Source organism: Microbulbifer maximicatervae (SeqCode) (assembly GCF_052467065.1).
Window position 1 is genome coordinate 492,215 of the sequence record NZ_CP174299.1, and the last position, 21,903, is coordinate 514,117.

Here is a 21,903-nt window from a genome sequence, read left to right on the forward strand (position 1 = left end):
AGATCATCCAGCCTGACGCCTGCGCTTAAGCCAGTTGAGCGCATATTTTGCAATTAAGGGAAATACACCCAAGAGAACAAAAGATAACAACAGCGGTAAAGATAAAATATCCTTGAGATTTTCCACTCTCATCAATTGAGTTCCCGCGTTTACGTAAACTATCGTACCCGCCAGCATCCCAAGCTGGCTAACCCAATAGAAAGTCCAGACTTTAATATGGGTGAGCCCCATCAGGATATTAATTAGGAAAAAAGGGAAAGCCGGCACCAATCGCAGCGCAAAAAGGTAAAATGCCCCCTCCCGCTCAATTCCCTTATTGACGACTTGAAGCCGCTCTGAGAAACGCCCCTGAATATAGTCCCGGAATAAATATCGAGCCATTAAAAAGGCCAGGGAGGCACCGATACTGGAAGCAAAAGAAACGATTACAGTACCCCAGAAAAGACCGAACAATGCGCCGGCTGCAATAGTTAGAATTGCTGCCCCGGGAAGTGATAAGCCAGTCACCAAAATATAGAAGACCAGAAACAAAAATCCGACTAAAAGCGGCGACGACATCTGCCAGCGCTTAAAGTCCTCCGCTCCATCCTTTAACTTTTCCAGGCTCAACCAGTGGTGCAGATCAAACACGTAGAAAGCCACCACCAATACAACAATGGCGGCTACCAGCAGGATTTTTTTACTCATCGTTTTCAGGTTCCATCCGCCATAACAAAAAGCTAGAGAGCCCCACCACAACTACTTCCCTGCCCGGCTGTACAACCGTAACAGTGATCTGCAACGCAAATTGCCGATCCCTTCAGATCCATCTCGATTAAATCTCGCAAATGTAATCGGCCGGGAATAGGCATATTGAGTTGTTGGTTAAAATCGCAATCAAATAGGTTTCCCTGCCAATCGACGCTAACCAAGCTACGACACATAACATCAGCGAGATTATCCTCACTGTAACTGTCTTTAAGTAGCGCCATATAATCGTGAAACTGCCCCTTGGAAACCAACATGGAACCAAAACGCTTGATTGGCATATTGGCGAGAGCGAACAAATGATTAAATTTAATGGAGAAGTGGTTTGCCAACTCTCTTCGATAGTCCGCCTCCAAAGCACTTTGCTCCGGGGGTAAAAAGGGTCCCTGGGGGTTATAAACCAAGTTAAGCTCTAAGCCACTGCCGGGCTTGCCGTAGCCCAATGCATTTAATTTTTGTAGCGCGGCAATACTCTTATCGAATACCCCTTTACCTCGTTGCTTATCAACATTATCGATTGAGTAACACGGCAGGGAGGCAACGACCTCAACCTGGTTTTCAGCGAGGAATTCTGCGGTATCTTCCTGGCCCGGCTCAAAAAGAACTGTCAGGTTGCAGCGATCTATTACATGTACTCCTCGCTCACGCGCCCCTCTTACAAGGGATCGAAAGCCCCAGTGCAATTCCGGGGCCCCACCAGTCACATCCAGCACACGGGGTTTACGGACCGTGAGAACCTCCAATAACAGCGCCAAATTTTCGTCCGACATCATCTCGGTTCGATTAGGCCCAGCATTGACGTGGCAGTGTAAACAGCGCTGATTACAACGGTAGCCAATATTGACCTGCAAGGTCTCAATGGCCCCTCGGTGCAGAGAGGGAAAGTCCGATAGCTCCAGCAGGGGTAAGGTCTCACGCATCGATATCACTGCTCCATTTCTTCAAGCTCTGGTTCTGTCGGAGCAAGCAGTGGTTTTATTACAGCTTGTGTCTCCTCAGGCATAGCTTCGAGGGGAGTCACCAGACCGCTCAACAGTGCTGTATGAGCGGAGGACTCCGGTTGCTCAGCGCCTAAAATACGTATAGCTTCCATCGCAATCTGCTGCGCGCGCGCGGCATTTTGCTGAAGATTAGCAATCGCTATCTCTGCGGTTACCGCCTCCTCACGAGGGTGCCAACAATCGTAGTCAGTAGCCATGGCCAGCGTGGCATAGGCAATTTGTGCCTCCCGGGCCAACTTGGCCTCAGGCATATTGGTCATACCGATGACCGACGCCCCCATACTGCGATACCAGTGGGACTCGGCACGGGTGGAAAACTGGGGGCCCTCGATACAGATATAACTGCCGCCCCGGTGTAACTCAATTGGCTGCTCTGCCTGGGTCAGCGTGAAAGCACGCGCCAAACTATCAGCGACAGCAGGGCATACAGGATCGGCCATGGACACATGGGCAACCGCACCATCTCCAAAAAAGGTACTTTGCCGCCGGCGAGTCATATCAATGAACTGATCGGGGATTAACATATCCAGCGGCCGTACCTCTTCCTGTAGGGAGCCCACAGCTGAGAGAGACAGGATGTAGCGCACGCCGAGCTGGCGCAGGGCATGGATATTTGCCCGATAAGGCACTTGGGAGGGGATCAGGTGATGATTGCGACCATGACGGGCCAGGAAAGCTACTGGTACACCTGCGAGCTTACCGCAGACAATGGCGTCCGAAGTCCTGCCAAAGGGAGTGTCGATATGGACCTCCTCCACCTCAGTCAGCCCCGGCATATCGTAAAGGCCACTTCCTCCAATCACCCCAATCAATGCCCTGGTCATATTCGCTCCTAAACAATTGGTTTTCGGCAGTATAGGAGTGGGGGCAAGTCGTGTATATCACCAGCTACGAGAAAGGAAAATTAGAAAAGCAGTGGCATCTATATTACCTATACCCCTGGCCGCTAAAATTTGACAGGTAAGCTAGAGTTACTCTTCAGAATTTAGATCAATAGGACGCCACGATTTACAGCTTACGATAATGAATTTTTATTCGCCACATTAAGAGCTGACAGTTAATAATCATCGACACAGAAAAGGCAATATTCTCCTAGCAAAACCCAGAAAATCCTTTTCTTAATTGATAGATATGAAATTGAATTTTAAAGAGGCCACTACAGCTCAGCCCGACACTATGTAGCAACATAAATAAGGGAGTAAAAAACTCCCTTATTTTTACTCCAATAAAAATAACCGCATCGCACCCTAGTTCTTTTGGCTACATCAAAGGCCCAGCAAAAGATCTCGGCAGCGTCTGACGATTGCCATCATAGAGATATGAAAGCATATCCAGATCCCCAGCACTGGGATTCCAGGTAGAACTATTCACCTGATTGGCCGATATTTTACAGCCTCCCTCACGAGTGTTTTTAACAATCCCCAGTGCCCTTGCCTGGTCGTCATACATCATGATGGAGTTTCCATCAAAAGCAGAATTGTGTGTTAAAAACCTGGTGAGGGTTTGCACCCGAGTTTGCTGCTGCAGGGAGTCCAGTGTGTTCTTCACTGACAGAGGGGCGTCGGCACGCATGTGTTCGTGGGCCAAACCCAGTGTATGACCGATTTCATGGGGAAGGGAGGCAATCGCTGCTCTATTAGTTTTCCAATCTACACCACAATATTGATCGGTTTTATTGGTAAACCCTACCGTCGCACTACTGCGGTCGTCCTTAATTGTAACCACTCCACGGCCTGCCGCTCCAACCTGCAGGAACTTAATCGCTGCAAATCTGAACTTTCGATAAATGCAAATTTCCCAATGAGACATAGCCTTTTTTACCGAATTAACATAACCGGAATCTAAATTGGAGGGCACATAATATTTCACCACACCATTCGGCCAAACCCCACCTACCTCTTCATTCCTATCCAAAGAAAATCCACCAAAGTCTATCTTATAGGATATTTTTCGAATATTTTTATCTATAGCTAGCCCCATGCTGACGCACCTCCTGAAAAGCTATTTTCGCTGCCATAACGAGAACCAACACTGCCGCACCAAATTCGGCAAGTCAAAATTCACCCGACAGAAATAGAAAACAAAAAGAGGGAAGAGATCACAAAAAACCTTTTCCAAACACCAAAACCAAAATCGACTCCTGCAATAAAAAATATTCAAATATTTTCAGCAAGCAACCAAAAGAACCAGGAACCACAAGAAAAGCCTTACAAAACGCAGACTTACGTGACCTATAGATAGATGTACAAAAATGAAGAGAGAATGAAAATCAACTTTCAGCGAAAAAAAGAAAACTTAACAACAGATAAAACTGTAAACACCATGAAAATGTAAAGATAGGTAAAACTATTTACTGGGGGAGCCCAGCGCAACCCTGCCTAATCTGACCCGACTTTATACAGCCATAAAAAAAGCCACCCAATGGGTGGCTTTTTTGAAAACTAAAAGTTGGCAATTACTTACCAGCCAGTAATTTCCTTCAGAGCATCGCCGATCTGAGCCAGGGAGCGCACGGTTTTAACACCAGCATCTTCCAGAGCAGCAAATTTCTCATCGGCAGTGCCTTTACCACCAGAGATGATCGCGCCCGCGTGACCCATACGCTTGCCGGGAGGAGCAGTTACACCAGCGATGTAGGAAACTACAGGCTTGGTAACATTTTCCTTGATGTAAGCAGCTGCTTCTTCTTCAGCAGTGCCACCGATCTCACCGATCATAACGATTGCTTCGGTCTGCGGATCGTTCTGGAACATTTCCAGGATATCGATGAAGTTGGAACCCGGGATGGGGTCACCACCGATGCCCACGCAGGTGGACTGGCCAAAGCCGTAGTCGGTGGTTTGCTTAACCGCTTCATAGGTCAGGGTACCGGAACGGGAAACGATGCCCACTTTACCCGGCTTGTGGATGTGACCTGGCATAATACCGATCTTGCACTCACCCGGAGTGATAACACCCGGGCAGTTCGGGCCGATCAGGCGCACGCCCAGCTCGTCGCACTTCACTTTAGCGTCGAGCATATCCAGAGTCGGAATACCTTCGGTGATACAAACAATCAGCTTGATACCAGCGTTGGCCGCTTCCAGGATGGAATCCTTACAGAAAGGCGCAGGTACGTAGATTACGGAAGCTTCAGCGCCGGTCTTCTCTACCGCTTCTTTAACGGTGTCGAATACTGGCAGGCCCAGGTGAGTCTGGCCGCCTTTACCCGGAGTTACACCACCAACCATCTTGGTGCCGTAAGCAATCGCTTGCTCGGAGTGGAAAGTACCCTGGGAGCCGGTGAAGCCCTGGCAGATTACTTTAGTGTCTTTGTTAATCAATACTGACATGATTATTTACCCTCCGCAGCTTTAACCACTTGCTGAGCCGCATCGGTCAGACTGGTAGCCGCGATAATGTTCAGGCCACTGTCGCTCAGAACCTTGGCGCCCAGATCTGCGTTGTTACCTTCCAGGCGAACAACAACCGGTACTTTAACGCCAACTTCTTTTACTGCGCCCACAACGCCTTCGGCGATCATGTCACAGCGAACGATACCACCGAAGATGTTGATCAGTACGGCTTTTACGTTCTCGTCAGACAGGATGATCTTGAACGCTTCAACAACGCGCTCTTTGGTCGCGCCGCCGCCAACGTCCAGGAAGTTAGCTGGCTTGCCGCCGTGCAGGTTTACGATGTCCATGGTACCCATGGCCAGACCAGCACCGTTTACCATGCAGCCGATGTTGCCATCGAGAGCTACGTAGTTCAGGTCGAACTTGGCAGCGTGCGCTTCACGGGAATCTTCCTGGGAAGGATCGTGCATTTCGCGCAGGTCAGCGTGGCGGTATAGCGCGTTGCTGTCGATTACCACTTTGGCGTCCAAGCAGTGCAGGTTGCCTTCGGTGGTGATTACCAGCGGGTTGATTTCCAGCAGGGCCAGATCTTTTTCCTGGAACATTTTTGCCAGGCCGAGGAAGATCTTGGTGAACTGCTTAACCTGAGTCGGGTTCAGGCCCAGTTTGAAAGCCAGCTCGCGCGCTTGGTAAGGCTGAGCGCCTACCAGCGGATCGATAGTGGCTTTCAGGATTTTTTCTGGAGTCTCTTCCGCTACTTTCTCGATCTCAACGCCGCCTTCGGTGGAAGCCATGAAAACGATACGACGGGTGGAGCGGTCAACAACAGCGCCAAGGTACAGTTCTTGGTCGATGTCAGTGCAGCTTTCAACCAGGATACGGGAAACCGGCTGGCCATTTTCGTCTGTTTGATAAGTTACCAGACGCTCGCCCAGCCACTTCTTGGCAAACTCTTCAATCTCTGCCTTGGAATCTACCAGCTTTACACCGCCAGCCTTACCGCGGCCACCAGCGTGTACCTGGGCCTTTACTACCCACTTATCACCGCCAATTTCGTCAGCCGCTGCTGCTGCCGCTGCCGGGGTTTCCGCTGCAATGCCTTTGGAAACCGGCAATCCGTATTCCGCAAACAGTTGTTTGCCCTGATACTCATGCAAGTTCATAGTCAATACCAATTCACATATAAAATGTGTTTACTAATTGCAGATCACTCTGCACCTGAAAGAGAAATTTAAAATTTCCGTCGTTGCAAATTTCAAATTCCACAAATGAAACCGGGGCGCTAATTAATCAATAATTAGTGCCCCGAAATCGAAAAATATTCTTACTTGCGCTTCTTGCGATTTACGGTGTGAATCGCATGGCCGTTCACGCCCAGCGCCGCTTCTTTCACGGCCTCGGACAGAGTCGGGTGCGCAAATACCGTCATACCGATGTCTTCAGCACTGGAGCCGAATTCCATCGCGATCGCCACTTGCTGAACCAGGTCTGCGGCAGACGGGCCAACAATATGGGCACCCAGTACGCGGTCAGTTTCCGCGTGAGCAATGATTTTCACAAAGCCCTGGGTATCGTTGGCGGCCATAGCGCGGCCGTTGATAGCAAACGGGAAGCTGCCTACGTTGTAGGGCTCGCCATCGGCCTTCACCTGCTCTTCTGTGCGGCCGACCGCAGCAATTTCCGGGTGAGTGTAAATAACGTTGGGAATAACGTCGTAGTTCATCATCGGCTTTTGGCCGGCAATGCGCTCGGCAACCACAACACCTTCTTCTGAGGCCTTGTGTGCCAGCATTGGGCCACGTACCACGTCACCAATCGCCCATACGCCCGGTGCAGAAGTCATGCACAAGTCGTTGACATAGATGAATCCACGCTCGTCCATCTTCACACCAGCATCTTCAGACAGAAGGCCTTCGGTGTAAGGGCGACGACCAACGCAAACGATCAGCTTGTCGAAAGTTTCCTGGTGCTCTTTACCATCTTTGTCCTGGTAAGTAACAACCACTTCTTCGCCTTTCACTTCGGAGCCGGTTACGCGGCAAGCGAGGCGGATATCCAGGCCCTGCTTCTTGAAGATTTTCTGGGATTCCTTGGCAACCTGTTGGTCCATGATCGCCAGGAACTTGTCCATCGCTTCAAGAACAACCACTTCGGAGCCCAGGCGGTTCCATACAGAGCCCAGCTCCAGACCGATAACACCGGCACCGATAACACCCAAACGCTTTGGAGTTTCAGCGAATTCCAGTGCACCGGTGGAATCGACAATAATTTTGTTGTCTACCGGAGCGGGCGGAATATTTACCGGTACAGAACCGGAAGCCAGAATGACATTTTCAGCTTCGTAGACGGTGCTGTTGCCTTCGTCGTCGGTTACTTCCACTTTCTTGTTCGCCAGCAGTTTGCCGGTGCCGAAAATGGAGGTCACTTTATTGGCGGTGAACAGACCTGCTACACCACCGGTCAGTTTCTTAACGATCTCGCCTTTGCGCTCGATCATCTTGCTCACATCCATCTTGACCTTGCCGACTTCAATGCCGTGCACGTCGAGAGCATCTTTGGCTTCGTGGTATTTCCAGGAGCTGTCCAGCAGTGCCTTGGAAGGAATACAGCCAACGTTCAGGCAGGTACCGCCATTTACGTATTTACCTTCCTTGTTTTTCCACTTTTCGATACAAGCCGTTTTCAAGCCCAACTGAGCGGCACGGATGGCAGCGACATAACCACCAGGACCGGAGCCAATTACGATTACGTCAAATTTTTCGGACATGATCAGTTCCAGATATTTCTAATGCAGTGTGATCGAGGGGGCCCGCAGGCCCCAAGATTTATTGTTTAAACTTCGAGCAAGATACGCGCTGGATCTTCGATCATTTCCTTGATCGCTACCAGGAAGCCAACCGCTTCCTTACCATCGATCAGACGGTGGTCATAGGACAGCGCCAGGTACATCATCGGCAGGATTTCCACCTTGCCATTTACCGCCATCGGGCGCTCCTGGATTTTGTGCATACCCAGAATTGCAGTTTGCGGTGGGTTCAGAATCGGAGTGGACAGCAGGGAACCGAATACACCACCGTTGGTGATGGTGAAGGTACCGCCAGTCATCTCTTCGATAGACAGTTTGCCATCGCGGGCGCGAACACCCAGATCGCGGATATTGTTTTCCATATCCGCCAGGCCCATGTTCTCCGCATTGCGCAGAATCGGCACAACCAGGCCTTTCGGAGAGGAAACCGCTACACCGATATCCTGGTAACCGTGGTAAACGATATCGTTGCCGTCGATAGACGCATTCACTGCGGTGTAACGCTTCAGCGCTTCTACTGCAGCTTTTACGAAGAAGCCCATAAAGCCCAGGCGAGTGCCGTTGTGGGTCTTCTCAAACAGGTCTTTGTAGTTCTTACGCAGGTCCATAATCGGCTTCATGTTCACCTCGTTAAAGGTGGTGAGCATGGCGGTGGACTGGGAAGCATCCAGCAGGCGCTCAGCGATACGCTTGCGCATACGGGTCATGGGAACACGCTTCTCTACGCGCTCACCCGGAGCAACCGCAACTTCAGCAACAGCGGCGGCAGGTGCAGCAGCGGCAGCCGGCGCAGTGCCCGCTTTCATTACGTCTTCCTTAAGAACGCGGCCACCCTTGCCAGTGCCTTCAACACCGGCCAGGTCTACGCCTTTCTCAGCAGCCATTTTCTTGGCAGATGGCATGGCAATTTTGTCGCCAGCCGCAGGAGCTGCGGCTTCGGCAGCCGGAGCTTCTGCTTTTTCTTCCGCCGGGGCAGCAGCTGCGCCAGCGCCCGCTTCAAACTTGGCAATCACTTCATTGGAGAGAACGGTATCGCCCTCACCCTTGATGATTTCAGTCAGGGCACCATCGGCAGGTGCAACAACTTCCAGCACAACTTTATCGGTTTCGATATCCACGATCAGTTCATCGCGGGACACAGCTTCACCAGGTTGTTTATGCCAGGTGGCGACAGTTCCGTCCTGAACTGATTCAGGGAAAGTTGGCGCTTTAATCTCGATCGTCATTTTTTCTGTTTCCTGAGATTGACTCTTCACTTATTACTGCCGCCGGTTATTTGACGGTCAGCGCCTCGTTGATGAACTTATTCTGTTCTTCAAGGTGCGTGGACATATAGCCCGCCGCAGGTGCTGCGGATGGGGCGCGGCCCACATATTCCAGATCCAGCTTCGGATGGGTTTCCGACAACAGGCGACGCAAGTGGTGCTGACTGGAGTACCAGGCGCCCTGGTTCATGGGCTCTTCCTGACACCAGGCAACACTCTTGATCTTCTTGAATGCGGAAACCGCTTCCACAAACTCTTCGTCCGGGAATGGGTACAGCTGCTCGATTCGTACGAACGCCACATCTTCCTGTTCGCGCTCCATACGGGCTTCCAGCAGGTGGTAGTAAACCTTGCCGGAACACAGAACCACACGCTTCACTTTGTCTGGATCTACGCCCTGGTCCTGGATCACGTTGTGGAAGCGACCTTCCGCCAGCTCTTCCAGGCTGGACGTGGCCAGCTTGTGACGCAGAATCCACTTTGGACTCATAATCACCAGAGGACGGCGCATTGGGCGCACCGCCTGGCGACGCAGCAGGTGGAAGATCTGTGCCGGGGTAGTGGCGTTACACACCTGGATATTGTGCTCCGCACACAGCTGCATAAAGCGCTCAAGACGCGCAGAGGAGTGCTCTGGGCCCTGGCCTTCGTAACCGTGCGGCAACAGCATTACCAGGCCGCACATACGGCCCCACTTGTGCTCACCGGAAGTGATGAACTGGTCGATTACAACCTGGGCACCGTTGGCGAAGTCACCAAACTGGGCTTCCCACACCACTAGGGACTTTGGTGTTGTGGTGGCGTAGCCGTATTCAAACGCCAACACCGCCTCTTCGGACAGCAGCGAGTCGTAGATATAGAAAGGCGGCTGGTCTTCAAACATATGCTGCAAAGGCACATAGCTCTGACCGTCTTTCTGGCTGTGAACCACCGCGTGGCGGTGGGAGAAGGTACCGCGACCCACATCTTCACCGGTAAAGCGGACCATAAAGCCCTCTTCCAGCAGAGTGCCGTAAGCCAGGGTTTCCGCCATGCCCCAGTTCAGAGGCAGGGCGCCACCGGCCATTTTGCGGCGGTCTTCATAAATTTTGGAGACCTGGCGCTGCATTACCACGCCGTCGGGCACGTTGGTCATGCGAGTGGCGACATCCTGCAGCTTCGGCAGCGCATAGCCGGTATCTGCAGGCACCTGCCAGTCGTGGCCCAGATAGGGGCTCCAGTCCACAAACATGGAGGAGTCCGGCTTCTTCACAAGACCGGTAGCAACGTCTTCACCGGCATCCAGCTTATCGCGGTAATCGTTGGCCAGCTTGTCTGCGGCAACCTTGTCCAGGATGCCCTCGCCCACCAGCTTCTCGGAATAGAGCGTGCGGGTAGTCTTGTGCTTGCGGATAGTCTGGTACATCAGCGGCTGGGTACCAGAGGGGTCATCGGTCTCGTTGTGGCCGCGACGACGGTAGCAGACCAGGTCGATAACGATATCTTTCTTAAATTCGTAGCGGTAGTCCACCGCCAGCAGCGCGGCCAATACGACCATTTCCGGATCGTCGCCATTTACGTGCAGCACCGGCGCATCGATCATCTTAGCGGGATCGGTGGAGTACTCGGTGGAGCGGGCATCTTCACGCTTGCTGGTGGTAAAGCCCACCTGGTTGTTCAGTACGATGTGCACAGTACCGCCGGTGTAGTAACCGCGGGTCTGGGACATCTGCAGGGTTTCCTGCACCACACCCTGGCCGGCAAAAGCTGCGTCGCCATGGATGTTGATCGGCATTACTTTCTCACCGGTCACATCTTTGCGGCGATCCTGGCGGGCGCGTACGGAACCCACTACCACGGGCGCACTGATTTCCAGGTGCGACGGGTTAAAGGCCAGGGCCAAGTGCACTTCCCCACCGGGAGTCATCACGTTGGAAGAGAAGCCCTGGTGGTACTTCACGTCACCGGAAGTATCGAGGGTCTTCTTGCCTTCAAACTCCTGGAACAGATCCGCAGGGTTTTTACCGAGGATATTGACCAGGGTATTCAGGCGGCCGCGGTGGGCCATACCGATCACCACTTCCTTCACCCCGTAGGTGCCGGAGCGACGGATCAGAGCGTCCATCATCGGGATCAGGCTCTCACCACCCTCTACACCGAAGCGCTTGGTGCCGGGGTACTTGGAGTCCAGGTGGCGCTCCAGGCCTTCAGCGGCGGAAAGGCGCTGCAGGATTTCAATCTGGATGTCGGTGCCGAAGTTGGCTTTAGACTGGCTGCGCTCAAGGCGCTGCTGGAACCACTGCTGCTCTTCCAGGTTGGAGAGATGCATGATCTCCGCACCCAGATTGCCACAGTAGGTATTCTCCAAACCCTCGACGATTTCACGCAGGGTCGCCTCTTCTTTACCGAGGAACAGGCTACCGGTATTGAAGGTGGTATCGAAATCACCCTCAGTCAGGCCGTGGTAGCTCAGTTGCAGGTCGGGCACTTGTTCGCGAGCCATCAAGCCCAGGGGGTCGAGGGTCGCTTTTTTATGGCCGCGATGGCGGTAGGAATCGATCAGTTGCAGAACTTTAATCTGCTTGCGCTCGTGCTCAATATTGGCAGAGCCGGCCGCACCGGGAGCGGCCACCGGACGCGCGCGGTGTTTGCTGAGCAGCTCAAAGTGCTGGCGAACAGCGGCGTGGGAAACATCGCTGCTGCCCTCAACGCGGGGGAGGCTATCGAAATAATTGCGCCACTCCTCGGGGACACCGTTGGGGTCGTGCAGATAGGTCTCGTAAAGCTCCTCCACGTAGGCAGCATTGCCCCCGGAGATATGGGAGCTACGCCACAGCTGCTCCATGGTACTTTCGTGCATGTTGATGCCTACCTCAATTGCAGTGTGCTTATCTTCTCTTGAGCCACTGCGCTTTCCTTTCACTCACAAAAGGGGAGGCGCACAAAGCCACCTCCCCTTTTCAGTTTTTTACCGGTTAGAACCGGCTTTTTGTCGTTTGCTTGGTACCCTACCTGGCACCGGGTTCGCAGAGCGCGAACCCCAGCGGGCCGATAACCGGCCGCAGCATCCCCTACACGGCGCGGGTCAGCAGCATATTGCGGATATGGCCGATCGCGCGCGTCGGATTCAGTCCTTTCGGGCAAACATTGACACAGTTTTGAATACCGTGACAACGGAATACGCTGAAGGGGTCATCCAGATTTGACAGGCGCTCATCAGTAGCCAGGTCGCGGCTATCTGCCAGGAAGCGGTAAGCCTGCAACAAACCAGCTGGGCCGATAAACTTGTCCGGATTCCACCAGAAAGACGGACAGGAAGTGGAACAGCAGGCGCACAGGATACACTCGTACAGACCGTCGAGCTTTTCGCGATCTTCCGGAGACTGCAGACGCTCAATGGCCGGAGCCGGGGTATCGTTTTGCAGGTACGGTTCAATCTTCTTGTACTGCTCGTAGAACTGCTCCATATCCACAACCAGGTCGCGGATAACAGGCAGGCCCGGCAGCGGACGCAGAACCAGTTTACCCTTGGGGGCAGCTTCAGACAGTGGCGTAGTGCACGCCAGACCATTGCGACCGGAAATGTTCATACCGTCGGAGCCACAAACGCCCTCACGGCAGGAACGACGGAAAGACAAGGTCTGATCTTCGGCTTTCAGCAGTTCCAGAACGTCCAACACCATCAGGTCCTTGCCCTTGGTGTCCAGTTCATAGTCCTGCATATAAGGCGCTTTGTCGGTTTCCGGGTTGTAACGGTAAATGCTTACTTTCAACATACTCTATTCCGCTCCCGAATCAGTAAGTCCGAGCTTTCGGTTCAAAGGCTTCCATAGTGTTAGGCGCGAAGTTTACTGCACGCTTGCCAACACGTTTTTCCGTGGGGAAATACATAGAGTGGCACAGCCAGTTTTCATCATCGCGCTCCTGGAAGTCCTCACGGGCGTGAGCACCGCGGCTCTCAGTGCGGGTCTCTGCAGCAACTGCAGTGGCCTCGGCAACTTCCAGTAAGTTTTGCAGCTCCAGCGCTTCAACACGGGCGGTGTTAAACGCGCGGCTCTTGTCTTCGAGGCGCACATTTTCAATACGCTCGCGCAGATCTGCAAGCTTCTTCACACCTTCGGCCATAAAGTCGCCGCGACGGAATACGCCGAAGTGGTTCTGCATCACGCCCTGCAGCTCTTTGCGCAGGTCGGCAGCCTTCTCACCCTTCTCATTGGTTTCCAGGTGATTCAAGCGAGCCATAGCGGCTTCGAGATCAGACTCGGAAGCTTCGCGGTGCTCGATACCTTCGCGCAGGGACTTCTCAATAAACAGGCCGGAAGCGCGACCGAATACCACCAGGTCCAGCAGGGAGTTACCGCCTAAGCGGTTGGCTCCGTGTACGGACACACAGGCAACTTCGCCACAGGCGTAGAAGCCATCAACAATCTGATCGTTACCCGCAGCGTCCTGGGTCAGAGCCTGACCGTGAACGTTGGTGGGAATACCACCCATCATATAGTGACAGGTAGGTACTACCGGGATCGGCACCTTAACCGGGTCGGCGTGGGCGAAGGTCTTGGACAGCTCACAGATACCGGGCAGACGGCTGTTGAGCAGCTCTTCACCCAGGTGATCAAGCTTCAGAAATACGTGATCGCCTTCCGGGCCACAGCCGCGGCCGTCGAGAATCTCGAGAACCATAGAGCGAGCCACAACGTCGCGGGAAGCGAGGTCTTTGGCGTTGGGCGCATAGCGCTCCATAAAACGCTCACCATCTTTATTGATCAGGTAGCCACCCTCACCGCGACAACCTTCGGTCACGAGTACACCGGCACCGTAAATGCCAGTGGGGTGGAACTGCCACATCTCAATATCCTGGACCGGCATGCCAGCACGCAGGGCCATACCGACACCGTCACCGGTATTGATGTGTGCGTTGGTGGTGGAAGCGAAGATACGACCGGCACCGCCGGTAGCGAATACAGTCGCTTTGGATTTGATATAAACCACTTCGCCATCTTCGATGCACATGGCGATCACACCCACAACAGCACCGTCCTGGTTCTTCACCAGGTCAATCGCAAACCATTCATTCAGGAATTCGGTTTTGTGCTTAACGTTGTTTTGATAGAGGGTGTGTAGCAGTGCATGGCCGGTACGGTCAGCAGCAGCACAAGTACGTGCAGCCTGGCCACCGCGGCCGAAATCTTTAGACTGACCGCCAAAGGGGCGCTGATAAATACGACCTTCCTCAGTACGGGAGAAAGGCAGGCCCATGTGCTCCAACTCAAATACCGCTTCGGGACCTACGGAACACATATATTCAATAGCGTCCTGGTCACCGATATAGTCGGAACCCTTAACGGTATCGTACATGTGCCAGCGCCAATCGTCGTTGGGATCTGAACTGGCAATTGCACAGGTAATGCCACCCTGGGCAGATACTGTGTGAGAACGAGTCGGGAATACCTTGGTAATAACCGCAGTTTTATAGCCGGACTGGGCCATCTGCAGGGCAGCGCGCATACCGGCACCGCCTCCACCAATTACAATCCCGTCAAATGAAATAGTACGCATGTTCGCCATTGCTTATACACCCCAAAGAATTTCAATGCCCCACACCGCGTACAACACGGCAACGGCAGCCAGAATCACTTCTACGAACAAGCGCAGAACAGTGGCTTTACCGCCCATCATCCGGTTGGTGATGTAGTCAGTTACCACGGACCAGAGGCCAATCCAGGCGTGAATAATGGTGGACAGCAAGGCAACCAGGCTGAAAACACGCATCCAGCGCTGGGCGAACAGTTCGGACCAGGCCTGGTAGCCGAAGTCTTTACTAAAAAAGATAAAACCCACTATAAAGAGGGTATAGGCGAGCAATATTACCGCAGTGACTCTCTGGTAGAGCCAATCGAAAGTACCGCTACGGCCAAAGCTTGTTACTGTTTTTACCACAACCATACTCCCGCCAGAAGAATAAGGATTACAGCCAGCACCAGCACTGACACAGCGCTGCGACGGCCGCCTTCGAGACTTTCACCTACTCCCATATCCATAAACAGATGACGAACACCTGCCAGAATGTGGTAAATAAGTGCCGCCAGCGATGCCCAGAGAATGAGCTTGGCAGGGATACTGTTAAATACCGCTGCAATTTCGGCGAATCCCTGCTCGGATTCCAAACTGACATCGAGCATCCACAGTAGTAGTGCAACAACAACGAAGAGCACTACACCGGAAATACGATGCAAAATGGAAACCACAGCGGTAGCGGGAAGCTTTATAGTGGAAATGTCTAAATTGACAGGTCTGTTTTTGTTCACAGGAAAAACACCTTGTTGCCCTGAACGACCGGGCGCCCGTTAGCTTTTCAATGGAGGGACGAGCTGCTTGCTGATTACTTTGCACTCGACCTGATGAAGCCTTATACAAAGTAGCCGTACCATGGCGCAAGCCGCGCGGATTATAGGCATTCACTAGTCAAAACACAACGAACGCCTGCGATTACGCCGGGTTCCCACCAGTATCGCGCAGTAAATCGGGAATCGCGGGATTTCCTCAGACTTTCCTGTGCATTATCTAGACAAATACTCTACGAGTATGGAGCGGAACCGGATATCCTGTCGCCAATAGACTGGTCGTCCATTCCTTTTGGTTTGACAATTTGCGGCGCGGCACTTAAGTTTGGCCCCGCTCAAAAGGCCGCTAGCTCCCGAAAACAGCGGGAAAAGGCCGGCATAAGAACATTTTTAGGAGTCCGCAATGTCCGATAAAAAAGCGCACCTCACAGTCGATGGTATCGACGGCGCCCTTGAGATGCCAGTTCGCTCCGGCACCCTCGGCCCCGATGTTATTGATGTCGGCGGTCTGACCAGTAAAGGCTTATTTACTTACGACCCGGGCTTCGTATCTACCGCCTCATGTGATTCCAAGATCACCTTTATTGATGGCGGCAAGGGCCAACTGCTGCACCGCGGCTACCCCATCGAGCAACTGGCAGAAAAATCCGATTACCTGGAAACCTGCTACCTGCTGATGAATGGCGAACTGCCCAACGCAGAAGAAAAGAAGAAGTATGTAGACACCATTATGTCTCACACCATGGTTCACGAATCCCTGGTGAGCTTCTTTAAAGGCTTCCGTTACGATGCCCACCCAATGGCGATGATGTGTGGCGTAGTCGGTGCCCTCGCTTCCTTCTATCACGACTCCCTGGATATCACTAATCCGGAGCACCGCGAGATTTCCGCCCACCGCCTGATTGCCAAGATGCCAACCCTGGCAGCGATGTGCTACAAGCACTCCCAGGGCATGCCCTTCATGTACCCGGACAATAGCCGCAGCTATTCCGAGAACTTCCTGCACATGATGTTTGGCAACCCCTGCGAGCCCAGCAAGATAGACCCGGTTGTCGCCAAGGCAATGGACATCATCTTCCTGCTACACGCAGACCACGAGCAGAATGCGTCCACCTCCACTGTTCGCCTGGCTGGCTCTTCTGGTGCCAATCCGTTCGCCTGTATTTCTTCCGGCATTGCCACTTTGTGGGGACCCGCTCACGGCGGTGCCAATGAAGCGGTATTGAACATGCTGCAGGAAATTGGCGACGAAAGCCGTATCGACGAATTCGTGAAGCGCGCCAAAGATAAGAATGACCCCTTCCGCCTGATGGGCTTTGGTCACCGCGTCTACAAGAACTTCGATCCACGCTCCCGCGTAATGCAGGGCATCTGTGATGAAGTTCTGGGTGCCATGGGAGCAGAAAATGATCCTCTGCTGAAGATCGCCAAGAAGCTGGAGAAAATCGCCCTTGAGGACGATTACTTCGTAGAGAAGAAGCTCTACCCGAACGTAGATTTCTACTCCGGCATTATTATGAAGGCTATCGGTATCCCCACCGATATGTTCACCGTAATTTTCGCCACCGGCCGTACTTCAGGCTGGATTGCACACTGGAATGAAATGATTTCCAATCCGTACAAAATTGGTCGTCCTCGCCAGCTGTATACCGGCTACCCGCAGCGCGATTATGTACCGCTCGAGCAGCGCTAAGCTCAAGCAATCAAAAAAACCCGGCTATGCCGGGTTTTTTATTAATTGAATATTTGAATTTATTTTGATTCCACTGGCGATAATCAACTACATTTCGATAAAAATTAAAAAGCAAAGGTCTGAAATGTGACACAAGTCCCACTTTGGAAATTTTGCTTTACTCGCCCCTTCCATAACAGTTAAACCAACTGTCATCCAATGTAAAATCCGCCACGCCCGCCGGGACCCAAACAGCTTTGCTTTCTTTAAGTTACCCCCAACTTCGCGGCGCTATCAGACCTAATAACAAACCTTTAAATTTACTGAGACTAAATTCATGCTTAGTTTTATTTCTGGAATGTTCCGAAGTAACAAAACAGAAGACGCGGCGGATCTTGAGGAAAAATATACTCGCAGCTCTTATGCAGGAGCTAAAGGTGCCCGCACAATCTCTTACGATCCCACTCTAATCAAAGCCCTTGAAGACGATCACCGCACTCTGATCAGTATTTTTCAGCGCATGTGGTCAGAGGGTTATGAGAAGCAGAACTACCGCCAGTTGTCGCAGCTACTGACTCAATTTAAATCTGGCTTCCAGGCCCATCTAATCAAAGAAAATGTACGTTTTTACGTATACCTGGAGCAAGCACTGGCTGGCGATGCCCACACACTGCAAGTAGTTAAAGATTTCCGCACCGATATGAATGAAATTGCAAATGCTGTTGTGCAATTTTGCAAACGCTATAACCACGAAGCCTTCACTCCTGAAATGGTTCGCGATTTCAAAATGGATTATCAGAAAATCGGTGAAGCGCTAACTCGCCGTACTGCCCTAGAAGAAAAAGAACTCTACGTCCTTTACCAACCCTCCTAAAAGCAACGTTTAGTTTTTTTATCAGGAGTAGTGAGATATTTAACCTAGGAATGCCGACAAGAAACAAATCTTTACAATAGGCATACTATTTTACAGTCCGCAGCCCACAAGGACGGGGCCGCATATTTTTTGGCCGCTCAGCGGTCACAGAGTAACTGGAAAGCACTCCCCTCCCCCCGCCAATTTTTCACAATCAAATTAAATATAAGCACCGAATTTGGGCAAGATACATTTAGCCCTCAGAAAAAACTGTGCACGCCAGTTAAATCCAGCCTTATTTTCCGACCTGACCTTACTTTACACCCAATTCTCTATCGTCATGCTCTAATCGGCACTAGACGTTTATTTAATTTTGTTTAAACATATAGGGATTAGAATTCAAAAAAACACTAAAGAGTGGGATATTAGTCTAAGAAAATTAGCAAGCCATCTGGCAGACAAATTAAAAATACAAAGACTAATAGAAAATCAAAGCAGTCGGGGGGAGGTATGACTGAGCTAGACGACACACTTGTCGAGCAATTACCAAGCGGCATCCACACTAATGATAACAGCTACCCAATTTATGTAATTATCGGTACTGGTCCGGTGGGCGTGCGTTGCGCACAAAAATTATTAGAATTCTGTGATGAAGCTCAAATTGTTATCTATGGGGCAGAAACAGAGTCTCCCTACAACCGGGTTAAACTTTCTCAATATCTATCAAGCCATGTAGAGTTGGAGGAGCTTGATAACCCTATTCTCAGTCAAAGTGACCACCGCCTGGCAGAATATATTGACCGTGAAATAGTCTCTATCGATCGCTCCCAAAAAACAGTCACCGATGCTGCAGGGAATATACAGCCTTATTCCAAACTAATAATAGCGACTGGATCAAATCCTATTATTCCGAAGATTCCGGGTGCGGACCTGCCTGGTGTTTACCCTTTTCGAAGTCTGCGTAACACCAATGATTTACTTGAGCTAAGGGAGCAGAATGCAGACATCTGTGTTATCGGTGCTGGTGCTCTGGGCCTTGAAGCTGCAACCGCGTTAAAAACACCTAAAAACAACATCACTTTACAATCCAGAGGACACTTACTCAGCGGGCTCCTGGGTGAAGAAGGAGAGGAGTTCCTAAAGTCCGCACTCACTGCACTGGGTGTAGAGTTAAAAATTTCGGACTCCCTAACATCCATTGAAGAGAGCGATAGCAAGCGCCTACTCACTTTTGAAAGTGGCGAAAAAATTCCCGTCGACGCTATCGTGTTGTGCACAGGGATTAAGCCGGAAATTAGCCTGGCCGAACAGAGCGGACTTTCAACTAAACGCGGAATCGTAGTCAATGAATGGATGCAAACTTCCGACCCGGATATTTACGCCGTAGGCGAGTGCGCTGAGTTTGACAAGAAAGTCTACCAATTGGTCCGACCGGGCTATGAACAAGCTGAAAGCTGCTGCTCACATATTCGTCGCAACCATAGCGGTAAATCTCTCTCGCAGCCCTACTCCGGCACTTATACCGATATTCAGCTGAAAATTGCCCATATTCCCTGCGGAATAATGGGAGAGGTAACCCCGGAAAACCTCAATCAGCAAGAGGGCGTTGAGAGCCATGTCTATCGCAATCGCTTTAAGGGGATCTATAGACGCTTATTTATCAAAGGCGAATACATCGTTGGGGCCATTTATATTGGCAGCTGGGATGAAGCCAATGAATTACGCCAGACCGTAGCACAGGAGCAAAAAATCTCTCTGCGCACACTGAAAGACTTTGAAAGCGAAGGGCGAGTTTTTGCCAAAAAAAGCGGCAATAGCATTAAAGATTTTCCCGATAGTTATCTGGTCTGCCAGTGCAACTCTGTCACCAAAGGGGAATTATGCAAAGCTATTTCCGCTGGGAAGCGCAATTTAAACGAATTGCAACAAGCGACAACAGCCGGGTCTGTTTGCGGTAGTTGCCGCCCGCTAATGGCTGAGCTTCTGGATGTGCCAGCTCCCAACTTGGTAATGCGACACTCCAAGGGGATATTGATAACTTCTGTTCTGTCATTAATCCTGATAGCCCTGGCTTTCCTGATGCCGCCAGCTCCAGTTTCCTCCTCAGTGCAGACTGCACTTTTTTGGGAAAAGCTCTGGTACGACAATTTTTGGAAGCAGGTTACGGGCTATACCATTCTCGCTATGTGCCTGTTTACTGCCGCTCTCAGTATCAGGAAACGTTGGAATAAACTTAGCCTTGGGCATGTCGATCACTGGCGCTATGCACACAGCGTTACAGGTTTAATCGCTCTACTTGCACTCGCTGTACATTCAGGCTTCCGCCTTGGTGAAAACCTGAATTTAGCATTGATGCTGGTATTTCTAACTGCAACCGCAACTGGTTCTCTCGTCGGCGTTTTTATGGCGCGCAACCACCATTGGACTGACCTGAAACTTCGCGAACACCGAAAATGGTGGTCCCGAGTTCACTATGCCCTGCTCTGGGCCTTACCGGTCCTTCTCGCCTACCATATTTTTGCGGTTTATTACTTCTAGATGAAATCATATCAATTTAAATTCTGGCATTACGGTGTATTGCTAACGCTGGCTATCGGCTCTGCGGTGGCATACAACCTTAACGTTGACGATAAATCTCTATTTATCAGTGGAGATGCCACGCACGGTCACCATCAAATTGAGCTGGCTTGTACTTCCTGCCATACCGATGGCTTTGCCGGTGAGGATGCTGTTCAGCAAGCTTGCCTGAATTGCCATGCGGAAGAACTGGAGCTTGTAGACGACTCACACCCCCGGCAGAAATTTTTAGATCCGCGCAATGCTGTACTTCTGGAGACTCTTGACGCCCGGCTATGTGTAAGTTGTCACACTGAGCACAAACCACAAATCACCGGAGAGATGGGAGTAACCCTGGCGGGCGACTTTTGCTTTCACTGCCACAGCGATATTGCCGAAGAGCGCAGTAGTCACAAAGACCTGGGATTTGAAACCTGCGCAAGTGCGGGCTGCCACAACTATCACGATAATGGCTCCCTCTATGAAGACTTCCTTATCGCCCATGTTGATCAACCTGATCTATTGGAAACTGCAAAGCTTCCCGCTCGTACAGCAGTTCAGTCCTGGCTAAATGAGCATTCAGATAAAGCCCCTTTAAAAGTTAGCGAAGCAGACATTAGTAGCTCTAGCCAGACTGCAGAAATCGCAACGGTCTGGGCACAGAGTATTCACGCACAAACAGAGGTGAACTGCAGCAGCTGTCACGTCGATGGGCAAATGCAATTCAGTAGTGTTGAGATTGTCGAGCAATGTGCTAGTTGCCACAGCGATCAAAAAGAATCCTTCACTCAAGGAAAACATGGAATGCGCATGTCCAACAAGCTGGAAGAGGGCTTTATCCAGCAGGTCGGCGCCATCTCCCCACAACAGGCCCGCCTTCCCATGAATACCAGCGCAACGGATGAATTGAGCTGTGTTAGTTGTCACGGGCCCCATGAAGTAAATCTGCAATTTGCCGCTGTAGAGGCTTGCCTGGGTTGCCACAGTGATGAGCACAGTCTCTCTTACAAAGAGTCCCCTCACTTCGATACCTGGAATTCAAACCCAGAGGGTGGCGTAAGCTGTGCCAGCTGCCATTTACCACGGGAAACCCATGGCGAACAGGTTGTAGTTAACCATAATCAAAATCATAACTTTCGCCCCAATGAAAAAATGATGCCCGTTTGCCTGAGCTGTCATGGAGCCGAATTCTCCCTGGCTGCCCTGGCTGACAAAACTCTGATTAACAATAATTTCAAGCATAAACCCGCAGAGAAGCATGAAACCTTCGAGCTGATCCGCGAGCGTATTGCAAGGATTACCAAAAGCAAAAACAAGCAAAATCAATCCCAATAGGAGGGGA

The 21,903-nt window shown here is 51.4% G+C and carries 17 protein-coding genes; 4 read left to right on the top strand and 13 right to left on the bottom strand.

Annotated features, from left to right (window positions below; all coding sequences use genetic code 11):
* Window positions 1–3: 3 nt before the first annotated feature.
* The 13 genes from ACJJI1_RS02300 to sdhC all read right to left on the bottom strand — a co-directional run bounded on the left by ACJJI1_RS02300 (window position 4) and on the right by sdhC (window position 15,444).
* Window positions 4–687 (bottom strand): TVP38/TMEM64 family protein, encoded by a 684-nt coding sequence (locus tag ACJJI1_RS02300; RefSeq protein WP_444958433.1) that lies wholly within the window; start codon window positions 685–687, stop codon window positions 4–6.
* A gap of 32 nt (window positions 688–719) precedes the next feature.
* Complete coding sequence (gene arsS, locus ACJJI1_RS02305) at window positions 720–1,667, bottom strand: arsenosugar biosynthesis radical SAM (seleno)protein ArsS (protein WP_444958434.1); 948 nt, start codon at window positions 1,665–1,667, stop codon at window positions 720–722.
* Window positions 1,668–1,672: 5 nt separating this feature from the next.
* Entirely contained in the window at window positions 1,673–2,572 is a 900-nt protein-coding gene (gene mtnP / locus ACJJI1_RS02310) for an S-methyl-5'-thioadenosine phosphorylase (protein WP_444958435.1), read from the bottom strand.
* A 436-nt stretch (window positions 2,573–3,008) separates the two neighbouring features.
* Complete coding sequence (locus ACJJI1_RS02315) at window positions 3,009–3,728, bottom strand: M12 family metallopeptidase (RefSeq protein ID WP_444917962.1); 720 nt, start codon at window positions 3,726–3,728, stop codon at window positions 3,009–3,011.
* Between the two features lie 479 nt (window positions 3,729–4,207).
* On the bottom strand, window positions 4,208–5,080 hold the full coding sequence (gene sucD, locus ACJJI1_RS02320; protein ID WP_108734154.1) for a succinate--CoA ligase subunit alpha: 873 nt from the start codon (window positions 5,078–5,080) through the stop codon (window positions 4,208–4,210).
* A 2-nt stretch (window positions 5,081–5,082) separates the two neighbouring features.
* Window positions 5,083–6,249: an ADP-forming succinate--CoA ligase subunit beta gene (gene sucC, locus ACJJI1_RS02325; protein ID WP_282933818.1), complete on the bottom strand. Its 1,167-nt coding sequence runs from the start codon at window positions 6,247–6,249 to the stop codon at window positions 5,083–5,085.
* A 161-nt stretch (window positions 6,250–6,410) separates the two neighbouring features.
* The gene (gene lpdA, locus ACJJI1_RS02330) at window positions 6,411–7,853 is read right to left on the bottom strand and encodes a dihydrolipoyl dehydrogenase (protein ID WP_444958436.1); all 1,443 of its coding nucleotides are present in this window, start codon (window positions 7,851–7,853) and stop codon (window positions 6,411–6,413) included.
* 65 nt (window positions 7,854–7,918) lie between these two features.
* The gene (gene odhB / locus ACJJI1_RS02335) at window positions 7,919–9,118 is read right to left on the bottom strand and encodes a 2-oxoglutarate dehydrogenase complex dihydrolipoyllysine-residue succinyltransferase (RefSeq protein ID WP_282933820.1); all 1,200 of its coding nucleotides are present in this window, start codon (window positions 9,116–9,118) and stop codon (window positions 7,919–7,921) included.
* Window positions 9,119–9,164: 46 nt separating this feature from the next.
* Entirely contained in the window at window positions 9,165–11,996 is a 2,832-nt protein-coding gene (locus tag ACJJI1_RS02340; RefSeq protein ID WP_444958437.1) for a 2-oxoglutarate dehydrogenase E1 component, read from the bottom strand.
* 211 nt (window positions 11,997–12,207) lie between these two features.
* Entirely contained in the window at window positions 12,208–12,912 is a 705-nt protein-coding gene (locus tag ACJJI1_RS02345; protein ID WP_282933822.1) for a succinate dehydrogenase iron-sulfur subunit, read from the bottom strand.
* A gap of 19 nt (window positions 12,913–12,931) precedes the next feature.
* Window positions 12,932–14,704: a succinate dehydrogenase flavoprotein subunit gene (sdhA, locus tag ACJJI1_RS02350; RefSeq protein WP_282933823.1), complete on the bottom strand. Its 1,773-nt coding sequence runs from the start codon at window positions 14,702–14,704 to the stop codon at window positions 12,932–12,934.
* Between the two features lie 3 nt (window positions 14,705–14,707).
* Complete coding sequence (sdhD, locus tag ACJJI1_RS02355; RefSeq protein WP_282933824.1) at window positions 14,708–15,076, bottom strand: succinate dehydrogenase, hydrophobic membrane anchor protein; 369 nt, start codon at window positions 15,074–15,076, stop codon at window positions 14,708–14,710.
* A complete protein-coding gene (gene sdhC / locus ACJJI1_RS02360; protein WP_282933825.1) occupies window positions 15,070–15,444 on the bottom strand; it encodes a succinate dehydrogenase, cytochrome b556 subunit in 375 nt (124 codons plus the stop codon). The genes sdhD and sdhC overlap by 7 nt, the downstream gene beginning before the upstream one ends.
* A gap of 439 nt (window positions 15,445–15,883) precedes the next feature.
* Here sdhC and gltA point away from each other — a divergent pair, with 439 nt between their 5' ends.
* From gltA to ACJJI1_RS02380, 4 genes are all read left to right on the top strand, one after another.
* Window positions 15,884–17,173, top strand: coding sequence for a citrate synthase (gene gltA, locus ACJJI1_RS02365; protein ID WP_413662987.1), 1,290 nt, complete (start codon window positions 15,884–15,886; stop codon window positions 17,171–17,173).
* Between the two features lie 316 nt (window positions 17,174–17,489).
* Window positions 17,490–18,026, top strand: a complete 537-nt coding sequence (locus tag ACJJI1_RS02370; protein WP_413662988.1) for a hemerythrin domain-containing protein — start codon at window positions 17,490–17,492, stop codon at window positions 18,024–18,026.
* Between the two features lie 489 nt (window positions 18,027–18,515).
* Complete coding sequence (locus ACJJI1_RS02375; RefSeq protein WP_444958438.1) at window positions 18,516–20,543, top strand: FAD-dependent oxidoreductase; 2,028 nt, start codon at window positions 18,516–18,518, stop codon at window positions 20,541–20,543.
* The gene (locus ACJJI1_RS02380; protein ID WP_444958439.1) at window positions 20,544–21,896 is read left to right on the top strand and encodes a cytochrome c3 family protein; all 1,353 of its coding nucleotides are present in this window, start codon (window positions 20,544–20,546) and stop codon (window positions 21,894–21,896) included.
* Window positions 21,897–21,903: the final 7 nt, after the last annotated feature.

Bases quoted from the DNA above. Each gene is read 5' to 3' on its own strand.
- odhB (WP_282933820.1), bottom strand. From the start codon at position 9,118: ATGACGATCGAGATTAAAGCGCCAACTTTCCCTGAATCAGTTCAGGAC.
- arsS (WP_444958434.1), bottom strand. From the start codon at position 1,667: ATGCGTGAGACCTTACCCCTGCTGGAGCTATCGGACTTTCCCTCTCTG.
- ACJJI1_RS02315 (WP_444917962.1), bottom strand. From the start codon at position 3,728: ATGGGGCTAGCTATAGATAAAAATATTCGAAAAATATCCTATAAGATA.
- mtnP (WP_444958435.1), bottom strand. From the start codon at position 2,572: ATGACCAGGGCATTGATTGGGGTGATTGGAGGAAGTGGCCTTTACGAT.
- ACJJI1_RS02345 (WP_282933822.1), bottom strand. From the start codon at position 12,912: ATGTTGAAAGTAAGCATTTACCGTTACAACCCGGAAACCGACAAAGCG.
- ACJJI1_RS02370 (WP_413662988.1), top strand. From the start codon at position 17,490: ATGCTTAGTTTTATTTCTGGAATGTTCCGAAGTAACAAAACAGAAGAC.
- lpdA (WP_444958436.1), bottom strand. From the start codon at position 7,853: ATGTCCGAAAAATTTGACGTAATCGTAATTGGCTCCGGTCCTGGTGGT.
- ACJJI1_RS02380 (WP_444958439.1), top strand. From the start codon at position 20,544: ATGAAATCATATCAATTTAAATTCTGGCATTACGGTGTATTGCTAACG.
- ACJJI1_RS02375 (WP_444958438.1), top strand. From the start codon at position 18,516: ATGACTGAGCTAGACGACACACTTGTCGAGCAATTACCAAGCGGCATC.
- sucD (WP_108734154.1), bottom strand. From the start codon at position 5,080: ATGTCAGTATTGATTAACAAAGACACTAAAGTAATCTGCCAGGGCTTC.
- ACJJI1_RS02340 (WP_444958437.1), bottom strand. From the start codon at position 11,996: ATGCACGAAAGTACCATGGAGCAGCTGTGGCGTAGCTCCCATATCTCC.
- ACJJI1_RS02300 (WP_444958433.1), bottom strand. From the start codon at position 687: ATGAGTAAAAAAATCCTGCTGGTAGCCGCCATTGTTGTATTGGTGGTG.
- sdhA (WP_282933823.1), bottom strand. From the start codon at position 14,704: ATGGCGAACATGCGTACTATTTCATTTGACGGGATTGTAATTGGTGGA.
- sucC (WP_282933818.1), bottom strand. From the start codon at position 6,249: ATGAACTTGCATGAGTATCAGGGCAAACAACTGTTTGCGGAATACGGA.
- gltA (WP_413662987.1), top strand. From the start codon at position 15,884: ATGTCCGATAAAAAAGCGCACCTCACAGTCGATGGTATCGACGGCGCC.